This window comes from Mesorhizobium sp. B3-2-1, from assembly GCF_006439515.1.
Lineage (GTDB): Bacteria > Pseudomonadota > Alphaproteobacteria > Rhizobiales > Rhizobiaceae > Mesorhizobium.
In genome coordinates this window covers 118283-135804 of sequence record NZ_VFTI01000002.1, presented here as the reverse complement: position 1 = coordinate 135804, position 17522 = coordinate 118283, and the positions used below count along the sequence as shown (strand labels likewise).

The following is a 17522-nucleotide window of genomic DNA, read 5'->3' as shown; positions in this document are numbered from 1 at the left end:
CCAGGTCTACCGGCTGGGCCTTCGGGCCCATGCCCAAGACCGCGCGCGTCCGGACGGTTTCCTCCATCGTCCGGACGCCCCATTTCAAGCCTCCAAGGGTTCACGGAAGCCGATGACCTTGATCCGCACGATTGGCCTGACGCTGTTGTTCCTGCTGGCGACGCTGTCGTCGTCGGGGGCAGGCGAAGCCGATCTGCGCGCCATCATCGCCAAATTCGCGACGGCCAAGGGTTTTTCGGAGACCGGAGCTGTCGTCCATGAACTGGCGGCTACCGGCGATCCGACCGTCGAACGCCCGCTCTCGGCACTCGCCGACGGCAACCTCTATGTCCGCAAGACCGATTCCCTGGTCTTCGTCGGCAAGGAAACCGGCGAAAGCGTCCAGCTTTTCGATCCGCTCAGCAGCGATGCATCGGGCGAGGCTGCCAAGGACGACGTTGCCAAGATCAAGGTCAACAATACATTGCGCCGTGTCATCCGCGACGCGCTGGGCACGTTGACGCTTGGCGCCAAGGATCCGGCTGTGCGGTTGGCCGCGGCCGACACCATGTTCAAGACGCCCGATGCCGCAAATATCGGGCCGCTCGACACGGCGATCGCCAGCGAGACCGTGGCCAGCGTCAAGGCCCTTCTAGAACAGGCCCGTGCGGCCTCGGTGCTTGTTTCCGATAGGCCTGAGGCCGACAAACTCGCCGCAGTCGCCTCGATCGGTGCGCGTGGCGACCGCGACGCGGTTTCGCTGCTCACCTCGGTCGAAGCCAATGCGTCCGGCACCGTCAAGGACGCGGCGACGGCTGCGATCGCCAGTATCAATTCGACGCTGGCCTTGTGGGATGCCGGCCAGAACATCTGGTACGGGATTTCGCTGGGGTCGGTCTTGCTGCTGGCCGCAATCGGTCTTGCCATCACGTTCGGCGTCATGGGCGTCATCAACATGGCACATGGCGAGATGGTGATGCTTGGCGCCTACACGACCTTCGTCGTCCAGCAGGTGATCCGGACATCCTTTCCCGCATTGTTCGACTGGTCGCTGGTGATTGCGCTGCCGCTTGCCTTCCTGGTTGCGGCGTTCGTCGGTCTCATCATAGAACGCGGTGTGATCCGCTTCCTCTACGGCCGGCCGCTGGAGACGCTGCTGGCGACCTGGGGCGTCTCGCTTATCCTGCAGCAGATGGTGCGCTCGATCTTCGGACCCACCAACCAGGAGGTCGGCAATCCGTCCTGGATGTCCGGCTCATTCGACATCGGACAACTGGCCATCACCTGGAACCGTCTGTGGATTCTGGTGTTCGCGCTCACGGTGTTCGGCATGTTGCTCTACGTGATGAAGCGCACGCCCTGGGGTTTGCAGATGCGCGCCGTCACCGCCAACCGGCGCATGGCCGCCTCGATGGGCATCAGGACGCCATGGGTCGACGCGCTGACTTTCGCGCTGGGATCGGGAATTGCCGGCATTGCCGGCGTCGCGCTCAGCCAGATCGACAATGTCTCGCCCAATCTCGGCCGCGGCTACATCATCGACAGCTTCATGGTCGTCGTCTTCGGCGGTGTCGGCAATCTCTGGGGCACGTTGGTCGGCGCCTTTTCGCTGGGCATCGTCAACAAGGTTCTCGAGCCCTATGCCGGCGCCGTGCTCGGCAAGATCGTCGTCCTGGTGCTGATCATCCTGTTCATCCAGAAGCGCCCGCGCGGCCTGTTCGCGCTCAAGGGCAGGGCGGTGGAAGCATGATGTCAGGACGCTTCTTCGCCGCGGGCGCTGACCGCCGCATCGCCATCACCATTTTCGTCCTGCTGGCGGTGGCCGTCATCGTGCCGCTGCTCAACCTGGCCGTTTCGCCGACCAGCGCCTTCTACGTGCCGTCCTACATCGTGGCGCTGACCGGCAAATATCTCTGCTATGCGCTGCTGGCGCTCTCGCTCGACCTAGTCTGGGGGTATTGCGGCATCCTCTCGCTCGGCCACGGCGCGTTTTTCGCGCTCGGCGGCTATGCGATGGGAATGTATCTGATGCGCCAGATCGGCTCGCGCGGCGTCTATGGCAACCCGATCCTGCCCGATTTCATGGTGTTCCTGAACTACAAGGAATTGCCCTGGTTCTGGACCGGCTTCGACCATTTCTGGTTCGCCGGCCTCATGGTGCTGGCAGTGCCCGGCCTGCTTGCCTTCATCTTCGGCTGGTTCGCTTTCCGCAGCCGTGTCACCGGCGTCTATCTCTCGATCATCACCCAGGCGATGACCTATGCGCTGCTGCTTGCCTTCTTCCGCAACGATATGGGTTTCGGCGGCAACAACGGGCTCACCGATTTCAAGGATATTCTGGGCTTCAACGTGCAAGCCGATGCGACCCGTTCGGTGCTGTTCGCCGCCAGCGCCATCATGCTCGCGCTCGCCGTCTTCATCACCTGGGCGATCATCGGCTCCAAATACGGCAAGCTGCTGATGGCCGTGCGCGACGCCGAGAGCCGCACGCGCTTCCTCGGCTGGCGGGCGGAGAACGTAAAACTGTTTGCCTTCACCGTCTCGGCTGTCATGGCCGGCATTGCCGGCGCGCTTTACGTGCCGCAGGTCGGCATCATCAATCCCGGCGAGTTCGAGCCGTCCAACTCCATCGAGGTGGTGATCTGGGCGGCGGTCGGCGGGCGGGGCACCATTGTCGGACCGATCATCGGCGCGTTGCTGGTCAATGCCGGCAAATCCTGGTTCACCGGCGTGCTGCCGGAATTCTGGTTGTTTGCACTCGGCGGCCTGTTCGTCGCCGTCACCTTGCTCCTGCCGAAGGGCATCATCGGCATGTGGGACAGCTGGCGCGGCAATGCCAGGGCGTTGCGTGCGGCCTCCGTCGCTGAAGAAGCCGGCACCGAGGTTGGGATCGCGTCCGCGACGTCCAAGCCCGCTCGCTCGCCGGCGCGAAATCCGGGCGAATGGTCCTGGTCCGCCCCCGAACCGCAGGCGGCGGAGTAAGCGGCCATGAGCAAATCCAACACCATCCTCTATCTCGACGGCGTCTCGGTCTCCTTCGACGGCTTTCGCGCCATCAACAATCTGTCGCTGGTGCTCGACAAGGGCGAGATGCGCGCCATCATCGGTCCCAACGGCGCCGGCAAGACGACAATGATGGACATCGTCACCGGCAAGACACGGCCCGACGAAGGCGAAGTATTCTTCGACGGCCAGGTGGACCTCACCAGGCATGACGAGGCCGAGATTGCCATGATGGGCATCGGCCGCAAATTCCAGAAGCCGACCGTCTTCGAAAGCCACAGCGTTGAAGACAACCTGATGCTGGCGCTGAAGGGGCCGCGTTCGATCTTCCCGGCGCTGTTTCACCGCCAATCGGCCGCCGAGGCGCGGCGGATCGATGAGATTCTCGGCATCGTCCGGTTGGGTGACAAACGCCGCGAGCTCGCCGCCAATCTCAGCCACGGCCAGAAACAATGGCTCGAGATCGGTATGCTGCTGGCGCAGGACCCGAAGCTGCTTCTGGTCGACGAGCCGGTCGCCGGCATGACCGATGCCGAGACCGAGGAAACCGCGCGGCTGCTCAGGGATATCGCCCACGACCATTCGGTCATCGTCGTCGAGCACGACATGCACTTCGTGCGCGAACTCGGCGTGAAGGTGACCTGCCTGCATGAAGGCTCGGTGCTCTCCGAAGGGACGCTCGATTTCGTCTCGGCCGACGAGCGCGTCGTCGAAGTCTATCTGGGAAGATGAGCATGATCTGGCGGGTGCAATTCCATCACTTCGACATGTCGTTCCTCCGGTTCTGGAGAAGGCGCTGACATGCTCGAAGTTTCCAATGCCACGCTCCACTATGGCGCCGCCCAGGCGCTGCGTGGCGTGTCGCTGAAGGCGGGTGCGGGCAAGATCACCTGCGTGCTCGGCCGCAACGGCGTCGGCAAGACCAGTTTGATGAGATCGATCGTCGGCCACCACCGGCTGACGAGCGGAAGCGTTGCCTTCGAGGGGAAGGCGCTCGACCGGAGCGCGGCGTATGACCGCGCCCGGTCGGGCATCGCATTCGTGCCGCAGGGCAGGGAGATCTTTCCGCTGCTCAGCGTAGGGGAAAACCTCGAATCCGGCTTCGCCCCCTTGAGGCGCGCCGACCGCAACGTGCCGGCGCATGTCTTCGAGCTGTTTCCGGTGCTGAGGCAGATGCTTGGCCGCCGTGGCGGCGATCTTTCCGGCGGTCAACAGCAGCAGTTGGCCATCGGCAGGGCGCTGGTAATGCGGCCGAAGCTGCTGGTGCTCGATGAGCCGACCGAAGGCATCCAGCCCTCTGTCATCAAGGATATCGGCCGCGCCATACGCTATCTGCGCGACCAGGCCGGCATCGCCGTGCTGCTGGTCGAACAGTATCTCGACTTCTGCCGCGAACTCGCCGACGAGGTCAACATCATGGATCGCGGCCAGATCGTCCACACCGGCCCGGCGGAAGATTTAGACCGGGCTGATGTTCGCAAATTCCTCACGGTCTAGAATCGGCACTGAACTTCATTTGAAGATTTCAAGTTCTTGGCAAGTCCAATATTTCTTCCGTCCATCATCTGCGTCTCTGGCACATGCAATATCGCATGCTAGTCTTTTCCAGGCTTTGTGAGTCGGCCGTTTCCGTATCAGTCTGGTTATCGCAGATCGAGGCGCGGCGAAGGTTCTGCAAGTTCCACGCAAGCAAGGCTTCCTAGCTTCCCGATCTGATTGTCGTTCAAACGCGTTTGGGCACACAGGCTAAGGGACAGCCATGGAACGTTACGTCGAGGACTACCAGAAGCGGCGGCTTACCGAACGCGTCGACATCATCGCCGCCATCAATATCTTGAGGTCACAGGGCTGCGACTACGACGATCTGATCGAGGAGATCACCAAGGTCTTCTACGTCGACCTCGATGCCTTCAATGAAATCGTCATGGCGGCCTAAGGGCGGCCTCCGCTATCCAACAATCACAGGCTCGGCATGTACGCGTGATCAGCTCGCGCGCCGGAAGGGAGAGGCGGTCACGACGCGGTTGCGACCGCCTCGCTTGGCGTCGTAGAGCGCCTTGTCGGCGGCGTTGAGCACCTTGTCGAAGCTGAGCCCTTCCTTGCTGCCAAACGCAAAACCGGCGCTAACCGTGCAGCTCAGCGAGCCGTTTTCGGTTTCTATCTGCCGCGTCGCGAACACGGCCCGGATGCGCTCTGCCGATTCCTCGACCGTTTCCGGCAGCGTGCGCTTCAGTACCAGTGCGAATTCTTCGCCGCCCATGCGCGCGGCGACGTCGGTCTGGCGAAGATTGCCAGCGAGTTCCCTGGCGAACACCTTCAGCACTTCATCGCCCGCCGCGTGGCCGAATTCGTCGTTGATGGCTTTGAAATTGTCGAGGTCGAAGACGACCACCGCGGTAAAGGCGCCGACCGGGACGTCGCCGTGCATCTCGAACAGAGCGCGCCGGTTGAGCAGGCCGGTCAAGGAATCCGTCAGGGCGTTGCGGTGGTGGTGCCGCGCCAGACGCCCCTGGTTGAGGGCAAGCGAAAGCGCGCCAATACCCGTCATGCTGGCGATAACCACGATGAGGCTTAGCTCCTCGGCCCAGTTGCTTGGTGCGTGTCCGAGCACCAGTTCGCCATCCCAGGCAAGAACCATGGCGCAGAGCGCGAAGGACGTGGCCGTGGCCGAATAGAGCGCGATGATGCCGATCGTCAGGGCGGGTGCCTCATCGCGGCCTCTCCAATATTCGAACGCCGTGGCAAACAGGAGCAAGGCGGCGAACATGTTCTCGAACATGAAGCCGAGGCCATCATAGCCCAAACCCATGGGAGGCAACGCTATCGCCAAGGAAACGCAACCCCACAGCGCCCGTGGCAATGGCGAGCCGCCGGTTCGGAACTGATAGGCAGCACCCAGCATGGCCGAAAAGCCGATCAGCAGGAACGCCGAGGTGGCGATGCCGAGCAGGCGTCCCGGCATCTCGATATAGGCGTCATAGATGAAGATATCGCCGACCACGAACACCAGACTGATCGCCCATGTCAGCAGGAATTTTTCCGTGCGGGCGGTCAGCCACATGCCAAACAATGTGAGGCTGAGGCAAGCGGCGGAGAACCCGACGGCCAGCAGAAGCGAAGTGTAGTCGAGCGACATGCCTCTCTTTCCCTGCCGGCGGTCCCAGCTCTGCGGCTTGGCGTCGGCACATTCATGCGGCAAGGAAGTGTCGATAAGGTTACGATGGGCCGAGAACGCCAAGGATTTCTCTGTGTCAGAGAATTGCCACCGACAACAGCATGATGATGCCGATCGCCATCATCAGCAAACCCGGCCAATGTTGCGAGAGGCCCAGGAAGCGAAGGCCACGCCGGGGTGGCTCAAGCGTCGGACCCGTCATTGCCAGGTTTGGCTTCGGTTGATCCGAGCCCACAGCCACCGAGCCGCCGCTCAACTGGCCGCGCCTCAGGGCGGCAACCGCCATGTACACAAGGCCGCCTATAGTCAGCAGCGCTCCGATGAGGATGATAGCCATCTCTCCTCGCTTTTGCCCACCCGGCCGCCGTGGAAACCGGCTCTCGGCGAGATAGGCAAAACGGTCAAGCTGCCCCGCAGGTTCCGAACACGCAGCAACACCCGACCTCGAAGTCGCGACAAAAGACATGGCCGCGGCGCAAGCTTGCCACTTTAATCGGCTTAATCGGCCACACGCTTCATCAGCGCCATCGCCCCGAAGGGTGCGCGCACCTTTCCCTCGGTGATGAAGTAGACGAAGACGTCGCGCGGCTCGACCGGGGCGTCGGTGGCGGGGTCGGCGCGCCGCAGATCGGCCGGCTGCTTGCCTTCCGCCCAGATTTTTGCGCGCTCTGCCCACTCGTCGAGGCCCTTTGGCGTGTAGCAATCGGGATTGTCGTCGCTGCCGGTCTGCAGCCGCGCATAGACGAAATCGCCAGTGATATCGGCGATGTCAGGATATTTGGCGTGGTCGGCATAGACGATCGCCGCCTTGTATTTGCGCGCGAGCGCGGCGAATTCCGGCACGATGAAGCTGTCGTTGCGGACCTCGAGCGCGTGGCGCAGCGCGACGCCGTCCTGTTTTTCCGGCAGCAATTTCAGAAACGCTTCGAAATCGTCCGGATCGAACTTCTTGGTCGGCGCGAACTGCCACAGGATCGGCCCGAGCTTGTCGCCGAGTGCTGCAACGCCGGAACCCAGGAAACGCATCATCGATTCGCCGGCTTCGCCCAGCACGCGTCTGTTGGTGACGAAGCGGTTGCCTTTCAGCGAATAGACGAAACCGTCCGGCGCCTCGTTGGCCCATTTGACGAAGGTCGGCTCCTTGAAGCTCGAATAATAGGTGCCGTTGACCTCGATGCTCGGCACCTGCCGGGTGGCATATTGCAGTTGCTTCGCCTTCGACAGTTTTTCGGGATAGAAGGACGTGTCCCAGGGCTCGAAGGTCCAGCCGCCCATGCCGGCGCGGATTGTTCCCGATGTGCTCATTGTCGTCCTCCCAGATTTCTCAAAGCGATCAGGCCGCGCTGGGCCTTCCGACGGGTTTGGCCATGTCGACCAGTATCCACCCTGGCCGATAGGGGTTGGGCCGGCGACCCGTTTCGTGAAAACCATAGGCGAGATAGAGCGCGATGTTCCGCTCCATCTTGGCGTTGGTGTAGAGCCGCACCTCCGGCAAACCCCACAGACGCGCCTGTTCATCCGCGTGATCGAGCAGCGCTATGCCGAGTTTTTTGCCCTGAAAAGCAGGGGAGACGGCGACGCTGAAGATCATCACGTGATCGGAATGGCGCTCCAGTGTGATCAGTCCGGCAAGCGCGTCGCCACTTTCCAGAAGCCAGACTTCGCCTTGGGCGATGCGTGGCGCGTAGTCCTCGGTAACCGGGATCGGTGGCGCGTCGAGTATCGCATTGTAGGGAGCATAGGCCGCTTGCGTCAGCGCGACGATCGCGGCGAGATCTTCGGGACGGGCAAGCCTCATGCCAAAGCGGCTCTGGACCGTGATCAGACCATCCTCTGTCATCACTCCGCCGCTTCGCGCTTGCCTCCGGGGCGGCGCTCCAGAAGCTCTTTCAGGAACTGGCCGGTGTAGCTGCGTTTCTCGCGCACGATGGCTTCCGGCGTGCCGGAGGCGACCAGTTCGCCGCCGCCATCACCGCCTTCGGGGCCGAGATCCAGCACCCAGTCGGCGGTCTTTATCACTTCGAGATTGTGCTCGATGACGACCACCGTATTGCCCTGGTCGACCAGTTCGTGCAGCACTTCCAACAGCTTGGCGACGTCGTGGAAATGCAGGCCGGTGGTCGGCTCGTCGAGGATGTAGAGCGTCTTGCCGGTTGCCTTGCGCGACAGTTCCTTGGCCAGCTTGATGCGCTGCGCCTCGCCGCCGGACAGCGTCGTCGCCTGCTGGCCGATATGGATGTAGCCAAGGCCGACCTGCTTCAGCGTCTCCAGCTTGTCGCGCACGCCAGGCACGGCGGCGAAGAAATCGACGCCTTCCTCCACGGTCATGTCGAGCACGTCGGCGATCGACTTGCCCTTGAACAGCACGTCGAGGGTCTCTCTGTTGTAGCGCTTGCCGTGGCAGACGTCGCAGGTGACATAGACATCGGGCAGGAAGTGCATCTCGATCTTGATGACGCCGTCGCCCTGGCAGGCCTCGCAGCGGCCGCCCTTGACGTTGAAGGAGAAACGGCCCGGCTGGTAGCCGCGCGCCTTCGCCTCGGGAAGACCAGCGAACCAGTCGCGGATCGGCGTGAACGCGCCGGTATAGGTGGCGGGGTTCGAACGCGGTGTCCGCCCAATGGGCGACTGGTCGATGTCGATGACCTTGTCGAGGAATTCCAGCCCCTCGATGCGGTCATGCTCGGCCGGATGCTCGCGCGAGCCCATGATACGGCGCGAAGCCGCCTTGAACAGCGTCTCGATCAGGAAGGTCGACTTGCCGCCGCCCGACACGCCGGTGACGGCGGTGAAGGTGCCGAGCGGGATTTCGGCGGTGACGTTCTTCAGATTGTTGCCGCGCGCGCCGACGATCTTCAGCCGCCGGTTCTTCTTGGCTTCGCGGCGAATGGCTGGAGTCGCCACCTCCAACGCGCCCGACAGATATTTGCCGGTGATCGAATTGGGGTTGGCCATCACCTGCTGCGGCGTGCCCTGGGCGATGATCTCGCCGCCATGGATGCCGGCGGCCGGGCCCATATCGACGACATAGTCGGCATGCAGAATGGCGTCCTCGTCATGCTCGACGACGATCACCGTGTTGCCGATGTCGCGCAGATGCTTGAGCGTGTCGAGCAGGCGGGTGTTGTCGCGCTGGTGCAGGCCGATCGATGGCTCGTCCAGCACATAGAGCACGCCGGTCAGCCCAGAGCCGATCTGCGAGGCCAGCCGGATGCGCTGGCTTTCGCCGCCCGACAGCGTGCCGGAATTGCGCGACAAGGTGAGATAGTCGAGCCCGACATCATTGAGAAAGCGCAGGCGCTCGCGGATTTCCTTCAAGACGCGGACAGCGATCTCGTTCTGCTTGTCGTTGAGCTGCGCCGGCAGGTCCGTGAACCATTTGTCGGCGTTGCGGATCGACTGTTCCGTGACCTCGCCAATGTGCTTGCCGGCGATCTTCACCGCCAGCGCTTCTGGCTTCAGCCGGTAGCCCTTGCAGACCGGGCAGGGTGTTGCCGACATGAAGCGCTCGATTTCTTCGCGCATCCAGGCGGATTCGGTCTCTTTCCAACGCCGCTCGAGATTGGGGATGACGCCTTCGAAGGTCTTGGTGGTTTTGTAGGAGCGCAGTCCGTCATCATATTGGAAGGTGATTTCGCGCTCGCCGGTGCCGCGCAGGATCGCCTCCTGGGCTTGCGTCGAAAGATCCTTGAACTTGTCGCCGAGCTTGAAGTCGTACGCCTTGCCCAATGCCTCGAGCGTCTGCGAGTAATAGGGCGAAGTTGACTTCGCCCACGGGCTGACGGCGCCGTCGCGCAGCGACACGTTTTCGTCGGGCACGACGAGGTTGGGATCGATGGCGCGCTGGCTGCCGAGACCGTCACAGGTCGGGCAAGCGCCGAACGGGTTGTTGAAGGAGAACAGCCTGGGTTCGATCTCCGGAATGGTGAAGCCGGACACGGGGCAAGCGAATTTCTCCGAGAACAGGATGCGCTCATGCGTCTCGTTCTTCGATTTGTTGACCGAATCCTCACCGGTCTGGCTGGCGTCGAGCGGCTTGTCGGCGAACTCGGCCACCGCCAGCCCCTCGGCCAGTTTCAGCGCTGTCTCGATAGAGTCGGCGAGACGCGTCGCAAGGTCGCCGCGCACGACGATGCGGTCGACGACGACGTCGATGTCGTGCTTGTATTTCTTGTCCAGCGCCGGCACGTCGGCGATTTCATAGAAGACGCCATCGACCTTGACGCGCTGGAACCCCTTCTTCTGCAACTCCAGCAGTTCCTTGCGGTACTCGCCCTTGCGGCCGCGCACGATGGGCGCCAGCAGGAACAGGCGCGTGCCTTCCTCGACCGCCAATACCCGATCGACCATCTGGCTGACCGTCTGGCTCTCGATCGGCAGGCCGGTGGCCGGCGAATAGGGCACGCCGACCCGGGCAAACAGAAGCCGCATATAGTCGTAGATCTCGGTGACGGTGCCGACCGTCGAACGCGGGTTCTTCGACGTGGTCTTCTGCTCGATGGAGATGGCCGGCGACAGGCCATCGATCTGGTCGACGTCGGGCTTCTGCATCATCTCGAGGAATTGCCGTGCATAGGCCGAGAGGCTCTCGACATAGCGGCGCTGGCCCTCGGCATAGATGGTGTCGAAGGCGAGCGACGATTTGCCGGAGCCTGACAGGCCGGTCATGACGATCAGGCTGTCACGCGGCAGGTCGAGATCGACGTTCTTCAGATTGTGTTCGCGCGCCCCGCGAATGGAAAGGAATTTATGGTCGGCCATCGCCGGTCGCCGCCTCAGATCTGGAATTCGTGGGATTGGCGGGTTTTCCCAGCCATCCCCTATGTAGGTCTTTTTGCCGCCACGTCGAGAGACGCCACAACTCCCGACAGAACTCGTTTAACCGTCTTTCGCGCGAGGGGGCAAGCGGAAAGAACAAAGGCCGAACACGCTCCTGACAAAGCTGTGCGGAAACTGACCTGAACGTAACCTCCCGGCGATCACGTTTTCCCGTAACCGGCTATTGATGGTTGACGCGGCCAACTCATGGGAGCAGTCTTCGGAAGTCAGCGAAGCCGGCCGTCTTTCGATGGCCTCGCCGCCCCAAGGCGGCCTGCGAGACGCCGCAGGCATTAGTGATTTGCGCTTCGCCACGACAATGTCGCAATGGACACAGGAGCGGAGCATGACGCCACCGGATAGTCCACCAGGGCTTCAGTTGTCACTGGAGCCGCGGCAGGCATAAGTGCCAGAGGCAGGCGTTTGCGCCGCCCGACAAACCGTGACCTGCCGTATCCCTTAAAATCAGAGACTATGGTCGGATCGTCGGCTGAATGCCGCGAAGCATCCGAAATCAAACGCCGGCAGTACACTCCCGGCAAGAATGGATTAAAAATCCAGAAAAGCCCCGTCCGTTTGCCCAAGGCACGGCGGGGCTGTTCTTTTTGGGCGAGGGCTTGCGTTGGCGGCCTGCCTATCTGGGCGGCTTGATCCCGCCAACTCCGACATCGACGGTGATGCTGCCGGAAATCCTGACATCCGTATCGCCGATCTTGAACTGTCCGTTGCCGCTGCTGGGGAACGCGTCGTCTGGTTCGGGCGCCGGGGCCGGCTTGGCGATGCGATAGTCGCCGGTCACGCCAGGCAGGGCACTTTTTTGCGCCGACAACGAAGCGTCGTCTGCAAGTGCCGAACTGGACGCAAGGCCGACGATGGCAAGCACCATGGCGGCTGCGACACGGTGCGATGTTCCGGATCGATGAGTGTCGGTCATGCCCCTGTTATAGGGACCTGCCGCCAGCGGAACCAGATCGGTGTCGTCAAATTTTCGACACCTAACAGGATCTGATCTGGCCTCTGCTTCACGCCGCCTTTTTGCGGGTGTCGAAGACATGGTCGACAATGCCCCATGCCTGGGCCTCGCGGGCCGTCATGAAATGGTCGCGGTCGAGCGTGCGCTCGACCTCTTCATAGCTGCGGCCACAATGCTGGGCGTAGAGTTCGGTCATGTGGCGTTTGGTCTGGCCAATGCGTTCGGCGTGCCGCTGGATGTCGGAAGCCTGGCCCTGGAAGCCGCCCAGCGGCTGATGCAGCAGGATGGTGGCGTTCGGCAGCGCGATGCGGCGCCCGGCCGCACCCGCCATCAGCAGGAACGATCCCATCGATGCGGCAAAGCCCATGCACACGGTCGACACCGGACAGCTGATATACTGCATCGTGTCGTAGATGGCGAAGCCGCTGGTCACCATGCCACCGGGCGAGTTGATGTAGAGCGAGATCTCCTTCTCGGGATTGTCCGACTCCAGCGACAAAAGCTGCGCGCAGACCAGCGCCGAGACGTCGTCGTTGATCTCGCCGTTGATGAACACGATGCGTTCGCGCAGCAGCCGCGAAAAAATGTCGAAGGCGCGTTCGCCGCGGCTCGATTGCTCGATCACCATCGGCACAAGACTGGCAACACCACTCATTTTTCTTCTCCGATTTTCCGTGTTCAGGCCGCGCGCAGCAGCTGAAGGCGTGGTGTGTTCGCGGCGATAGGTTTTCCGGCCCCGCGCAGCGAAAGCCGGCAGCCGGCGCCAGCCATCGCAACTGCGGGCATCGTCTTGCGGGCAAAGCCGTCATGGACGATGCGCAGATGCGTGCCGCCGGAGACGGTACGGGCGAGCGTGAAGGTGACGGTGCTGTCGAGTGGATGCGCCGCATCGTCCGACTGCTCGCGCCAGGAATAGCGCAGCAGGCGCTCGGGCTCGGCGTCGAGGATCTCGCATTCGATCGGCGCGTCAGACCCGGCGAAGGCAAAGCGGCTGCCAGTCCGAGGCCTAATGTCATTCGGCATCATCCAGGCGGCGAGCAATTCCGGCACGGTCAGCGCCCGCCAAACCTTTTCCGGCGGCTCGGCAAGGTCGTATTCGAACTCGAGCGCATCTGGAGCGACTTCGCTTTGGTTCTTCATTGATCCATGTCCTTCAAAACGGCCTTCAGTCTTTCGATGCGTTCCGGCCAGAACGTCCGATAGCGTTCAATCCAGGAGAGCAGCGGGGCAAGTCCCTGTGGATTGGCGCGGTAATAGGCGTTGCGGCCGGCACGCCGTTCGACCACCAGGCCGGCGCCGCGCAGCACCGCCAGATGCTGGGAGACGGCCGGCTGCGACACCGTGAGGCCGCTGCGCAGTTCCGACACGCTCATCTCGCTCGTCGCGAGACGCTCGAAGACGGCGCGGCGCGTCGGGTCGGCCAGGGCGCGGAAAATCTCTGCTTCGATCATGGCAAAAACATAAGTCGATACTTATTGATTTGGCAAGCGCTGTTTTGAGACCCATATGCAGCGTGGAGGCATTGCTGCCATTCCTTGACAATCAGCGGCAGTGCATATAGGAACGAACAGGGAACAAAAACCTTGTGGGAAAAGCCAGCCTTGGCAGGCGGCTGACGCCGGTAGCCTGTAAGGTGCTGCGACAAAATTTGTTTGAGATGAGCGCGGAGAAATATCATGGCGGGTAGCGTCAACAAGGTCATTCTGGTCGGCAATCTCGGCGCGGACCCTGAAATCCGCCGCCTGAATTCGGGCGAGCCGGTCGTCAACATCCGCATCGCCACTTCGGAAAGCTGGCGCGACAAGAATTCCGGCGAGCGCAAGGAAAAGACCGAGTGGCATAACGTCGTCATCTTCAATGAGGGCATCGCCAAGGTGGCCGAGCAGTATCTGAAGAAGGGCATGAAGGTCTATGTCGAGGGCCAGCTGCAGACGCGCAAATGGCAGGACCAGACCGGTGCCGACAAATACACGACCGAAGTCGTGCTGCAGAAATTCCGTGGCGAACTGCAGATGCTCGACGCGCGCGGCCAGGGTGAGGGCGGTCAGGTCGGCGGCTACAGCGGTGGCAGCAGCAGCCGCGGTTCCGATTTCGGCCAGTCGAGCCCGAATGAAGGGTTCAACCGCGGTGGCGGCAACGCTCCCAGGGGTGGCGGTGGCGGCGGTTCGTCGCGCGAACTGGACGACGAAATTCCGTTCTGATCGGAAGCCGTACCAAACGGCGAATGCTTGTGCTTGATATGCCCCGAAGGTCCCGCATGGACTTTCGGGGTTTGTATTTTGATTATGAGCCGACAGTCGGCGCGATCAAGGGACTGAAAGGACGGTACGATGAAGGCACGGGTAAAATGGGTCGAGGAGCGCACCTTCGTCGGCGAGTCCGGCAGCGGCCACAAGGTCGTGCTGGGCACGGCGTCCAGTCCGGAAGGCAAGACGCCGGGACCGAGCCCGATGGAGCTGGTGCTGATCGGCACCGGCGGCTGCTCGGCCTATGATGTCGTCCATATCCTCGAGGCGGTCGAGGACTGCGTGGTCGAACTCGAAGCCGACCGGGCCGAGACCGACCCGAAGGTGTTCACCCGCATCCATATGCATTTCATCGTCAAGGGCCGTGCGCTGTCACGCGACAAGGTCAAGCGCGCGATCGATCTTTCCATCGACAAATACTGCTCGGCTTCCGCCATGATGGCCAAGACGGCCACGCTTACGCATGATTTCGAGATCGTCGACACGGCGAAGTAGGGCGGTAGGCTCAACCGGCCATCAGCGCCTTGATGCCATCTGCCACGAACTGCACCGCCAATGCCGCCAGGATGACGCCGAGCAGGCGGGTCAGGATCGAGCGGCCGGTCTGGCCGAGGATGCGGTCGATGCGTTCCGACAGCATGAACACCAGATAGGTTATGACGAGGCAGACGAGAATGATGCCGACCAGGGCCGCCTGCGCCGCAAAGCCCTGAAACGAACCGGAGAGCAGCACCGTCGCTGAAATCGCGCCGGGGCCGGCGATCAGCGGGATCGCCAGCGGGAAGGCGGCGATGTTGTGGATCATGTCCTTGGTGATGGCGACGTCGCCGATCTTCTCCTTGCGGTCCTGCCGGCGCTCGAAGACCATTTCGAAGGCGATGAAGAACAGCAGGAACCCGCCAGCGACGCGGAAAGCCGGCAAGGTGATGCCGAACACCGACAGGATAGAGGCGCCGGCGACGGCGAACAGCGCCATCACCAGGAAACCGATTACCGAGGCGCGCACGGAAACTTGGCTGCGCTCGTCGCGGTTCATGCCGCGTGTCACGGCCAGGAACAGAGGCGCCAGGCCAGGCGGATCGATGGTCACGAGAATGGTGACGAAGGCGTTGAACAGGCTGTCGAAACTCGGCATCGCTGACCCTCCCGCCGGGCCAAGCCCGTACCCGCATTGGTAGAGCAAAGCCCGGTCAGTGGGAACTGTCGGAGGGCTGGAGACTTCGATGCGGTATGTCGCGTCGAGTCGAAAACCAATTCAGGCGACGCGCTTTGTTCGGTGGGCTAAATGTTCATAGGTGATTTGCCAAGGGTCGCTCTCGGAAGGTCGTTCCTCGCCGATCCAATGGAAGCTGTTGGCCGTGATCTCGGTGAAACGCCATCGAGTTTGCAGACCGCGCGAGTCATCGCCGATCTGGACAATGTCCCTACCCTCGGCCCGCCCGATCTGGCGCGAGTAATCCTGGTTGAGCGGATCATTCCAGATGATGTGCCAGCCATCGATCCCCGGATCGAAGATGCGCAAAGTCGTGCCATACATGGTGGACCGCGCAGGGCGCCTTGGCCTGATCCAGATATCCTGAATCGCGCGGCCTTCGAGCACCCAGCCGAAATGGCATTCTCCAGTCCATTTCTGGATTGTGCCATCGTCAAGGTGGCGGACCGTGTCCATTTCCCAGCTTCCGATCAGCCATCCGTACAGTTCCATGTCTTTCGCTCGATCGGCTGTGGGAGCTTCGGATCCAAGAGCGGTGAGAAACGAAGAAATCGCCATAGTCACGAGGCCTTTTCGTATCTGGTATATTGGGCGTCGCGGACACCGATTGAGACATGATCGAACATGTTTTTCTCCATTCTTACAATGTATTACAGCCTCATCTTGTTGCCGTCCGCCGCGCCAGGAACTCGACTTCGAGGTGCCAGTCCGCACCGTCGTGCGAGCGCTCGCCGAGCCATCGGAAGGAATCTTCGGTAATGCGCGAAAAGCTCCAGCGCACGGAGGAGCCGGTGCCATCGGCGCCGACCTGCACGATCGTGTCGCCTTCGGCGCGGCCGAGCTGGCGGCTGAAATACTGGTTGCGCGGATCGCTCCAGAAAATGTGCCAAGCATCGACACCGGGGTCATAGACTCGCAGCGTCGTGCCGTAAAAGGTCCATTTGCCGAGCGAGGGCGAGGGGCCGGCGTCACGCGCGGGCAGGATCCAGACGTCCTGAATGGCGCGGCCTTCGAGCACCCAGCCGAAATGCACCTCGCCGCGTCCGGTCAGCACCGTGCCGTCTTCGAGATGTCGCGCGGCGTCAAACGTCCAGGCGCCGACGAAGCGGCCGTAAAGGTTCAGTTTTTCGGCAAGCCCTTCGATCGGTCCGGGACTGTGCAAGGCTTCGGCAAACGAGGATTGGTCGAACATGGCTGGGGTCTCTTCTTGTCAGGAGACCGCGAGGAATAGGCGCTGACGGGGTTTTGGGCTTGGGAAAAATTGCTATATTTCAGCCATGACGGCGATTGCGGATACCCTTGCATCCGGACCCGGTTGGCACGTGGCGGATGTAATCTGCACGGCCAGCGCCGGCGATCGGCCGTACGAGGAAGCGCATCGGGATTTCTGCGTCGCGGCGGTCACCAGCGGCTCATTCCGCTACCGCGCGCAGCAAGGCACGGCAATGCTCGCGCCAGGCAGCCTCCTGCTCGGCAATTCCGGCACATGCTACGAATGCGGCCACGAGCACGGCAGCGGCGACCGTTGCCTCTCCTTCCATTTCGGGCCGACCTATATGGACCGAATCGTGGCCGACGTACCGGGCGCCCGGACGCTCGCCTTCGCGGCGCCACGCCTACCGCCGTTAGCGGCCTTGGCGCCGCTGCTGGCCGAGGCGGAAGCCGCGCGCGACATGGCCGACACGGACGCCTTCGAGGAACTCGCCCTGCGCGTCGCGGGTGCCGCCGTGGCCACGATCTCCGCCGCCACGCATGCCCGTTGCGAGCCAAGCCGCCGCGATCAGAAAAGGGTTGCCGAAGCGGTACGGCGGATCGAAGTGGATGCCGACGGACCGATCTCGCTTCCGGCGCTGGCGGATGGGACCGCGCGACCAGTCCCTATCATTTCCTGCGCATCTTCAGGCAGATCGCCGGCATGACGCCCTATCAGTACCTGCTCAGGACCCGGTTGCATCGCACGGCGGTGCGATTGCGCACATCGAACGATGCCATCTCGGCAATCGCTTTCGAGTCCGGTTTCAACGATCTGGCGACCTTCAATCGGCGGTTTCGGCGTGTCATGGGCGAGACGCCGGGCCGCTATCGCGCCAGGCGCGCGGGCCGCCGCTGAAAAGT

General features: G+C 62.4%; 19 protein-coding genes and 1 pseudogene. 8 read left to right on the top strand and 12 right to left on the bottom strand.

Going from position 1 to position 17522, the window contains the following annotated elements:
* Positions 1-112: 112 nt before the first annotated feature.
* From urtB to FJW08_RS02480, 5 genes are all read left to right on the top strand, one after another.
* Positions 113-1729, top strand: coding sequence for an urea ABC transporter permease subunit UrtB (urtB, locus tag FJW08_RS02500; protein ID WP_140808577.1), 1617 nt, complete (start codon positions 113-115; stop codon positions 1727-1729).
* Positions 1726-2961, top strand: a complete 1236-nt coding sequence (gene urtC, locus FJW08_RS02495; RefSeq protein ID WP_140808575.1) for an urea ABC transporter permease subunit UrtC — start codon at positions 1726-1728, stop codon at positions 2959-2961. The genes urtB and urtC overlap by 4 nt, the downstream gene beginning before the upstream one ends.
* A 6-nt stretch (positions 2962-2967) precedes the next feature.
* Complete coding sequence (gene urtD, locus FJW08_RS02490; RefSeq protein ID WP_140808573.1) at positions 2968-3714, top strand: urea ABC transporter ATP-binding protein UrtD; 747 nt, start codon at positions 2968-2970, stop codon at positions 3712-3714.
* 69 nt (positions 3715-3783) lie between these two features.
* Positions 3784-4479 (top strand): urea ABC transporter ATP-binding subunit UrtE, encoded by a 696-nt coding sequence (urtE, locus tag FJW08_RS02485; protein WP_140808571.1) that lies wholly within the window; start codon positions 3784-3786, stop codon positions 4477-4479.
* 262 nt (positions 4480-4741) lie between these two features.
* Positions 4742-4918, top strand: coding sequence for a hypothetical protein (locus FJW08_RS02480; protein WP_084636783.1), 177 nt, complete (start codon positions 4742-4744; stop codon positions 4916-4918).
* 48 nt (positions 4919-4966) lie between these two features.
* Here FJW08_RS02480 and FJW08_RS02475 read toward each other — a convergent pair whose 3' ends face one another.
* The 9 genes from FJW08_RS02475 to FJW08_RS02435 form a co-directional block, all read right to left on the bottom strand.
* Positions 4967-6118, bottom strand: a complete 1152-nt coding sequence (locus FJW08_RS02475) for a GGDEF domain-containing protein (RefSeq protein WP_140808569.1) — start codon at positions 6116-6118, stop codon at positions 4967-4969.
* Positions 6119-6233: 115 nt separating this feature from the next.
* Entirely contained in the window at positions 6234-6494 is a 261-nt protein-coding gene (locus FJW08_RS02470; protein ID WP_140808567.1) for a hypothetical protein, read from the bottom strand.
* A 161-nt stretch (positions 6495-6655) separates the two neighbouring features.
* Entirely contained in the window at positions 6656-7462 is an 807-nt protein-coding gene (locus tag FJW08_RS02465) for a DUF72 domain-containing protein (RefSeq protein WP_140808565.1), read from the bottom strand.
* Between the two features lie 28 nt (positions 7463-7490).
* Positions 7491-7955: a GNAT family N-acetyltransferase gene (locus FJW08_RS02460; RefSeq protein ID WP_140808884.1), complete on the bottom strand. Its 465-nt coding sequence runs from the start codon at positions 7953-7955 to the stop codon at positions 7491-7493.
* Between the two features lie 41 nt (positions 7956-7996).
* Entirely contained in the window at positions 7997-10918 is a 2922-nt protein-coding gene (uvrA, locus tag FJW08_RS02455) for an excinuclease ABC subunit UvrA (protein ID WP_140808563.1), read from the bottom strand.
* A gap of 691 nt (positions 10919-11609) precedes the next feature.
* Positions 11610-11909, bottom strand: a complete 300-nt coding sequence (locus tag FJW08_RS02450; RefSeq protein WP_140808562.1) for a hypothetical protein — start codon at positions 11907-11909, stop codon at positions 11610-11612.
* 88 nt (positions 11910-11997) lie between these two features.
* The gene (locus tag FJW08_RS02445) at positions 11998-12603 is read right to left on the bottom strand and encodes an ATP-dependent Clp protease proteolytic subunit (protein ID WP_140757529.1); all 606 of its coding nucleotides are present in this window, start codon (positions 12601-12603) and stop codon (positions 11998-12000) included.
* A gap of 23 nt (positions 12604-12626) precedes the next feature.
* Entirely contained in the window at positions 12627-13088 is a 462-nt protein-coding gene (locus tag FJW08_RS02440; protein ID WP_140808560.1) for an SRPBCC domain-containing protein, read from the bottom strand.
* Entirely contained in the window at positions 13085-13399 is a 315-nt protein-coding gene (locus FJW08_RS02435) for a metalloregulator ArsR/SmtB family transcription factor (protein ID WP_140808558.1), read from the bottom strand. Before FJW08_RS02435 ends, FJW08_RS02440 begins: the two co-directional genes overlap by 4 nt.
* 225 nt (positions 13400-13624) lie before the next feature.
* On the opposite strand from FJW08_RS02435, the gene FJW08_RS02430 reads away from it, so the two are divergent.
* Entirely contained in the window at positions 13625-14149 is a 525-nt protein-coding gene (locus FJW08_RS02430; protein ID WP_140808557.1) for a single-stranded DNA-binding protein, read from the top strand.
* A gap of 129 nt (positions 14150-14278) precedes the next feature.
* Positions 14279-14689 carry an OsmC family protein gene (locus tag FJW08_RS02425; RefSeq protein WP_140808555.1) on the top strand — a complete coding sequence of 137 codons (411 nt, stop codon included), beginning with the start codon at positions 14279-14281 and terminating at the stop codon, positions 14687-14689.
* A 10-nt stretch (positions 14690-14699) separates the two neighbouring features.
* Here the strand turns inward: FJW08_RS02425 and FJW08_RS02420 are convergent, their stop codons facing one another.
* The 3 genes from FJW08_RS02420 to FJW08_RS02410 all read right to left on the bottom strand — a co-directional run bounded on the left by FJW08_RS02420 (position 14700) and on the right by FJW08_RS02410 (position 16599).
* A complete protein-coding gene (locus FJW08_RS02420) occupies positions 14700-15329 on the bottom strand; it encodes a MarC family protein (RefSeq protein ID WP_140808554.1) in 630 nt (209 codons plus the stop codon).
* Between the two features lie 120 nt (positions 15330-15449).
* A complete protein-coding gene (locus FJW08_RS02415; RefSeq protein WP_246682185.1) occupies positions 15450-15965 on the bottom strand; it encodes a hypothetical protein in 516 nt (171 codons plus the stop codon).
* Between the two features lie 100 nt (positions 15966-16065).
* Entirely contained in the window at positions 16066-16599 is a 534-nt protein-coding gene (locus FJW08_RS02410) for a hypothetical protein (RefSeq protein ID WP_140808552.1), read from the bottom strand.
* Positions 16600-16684: 85 nt separating this feature from the next.
* Here FJW08_RS02410 and FJW08_RS02405 point away from each other — a divergent pair.
* A pseudogene (locus FJW08_RS02405) lies at positions 16685-17517 on the top strand (AraC family transcriptional regulator).
* Positions 17518-17522 lie beyond the last annotated feature (5 nt).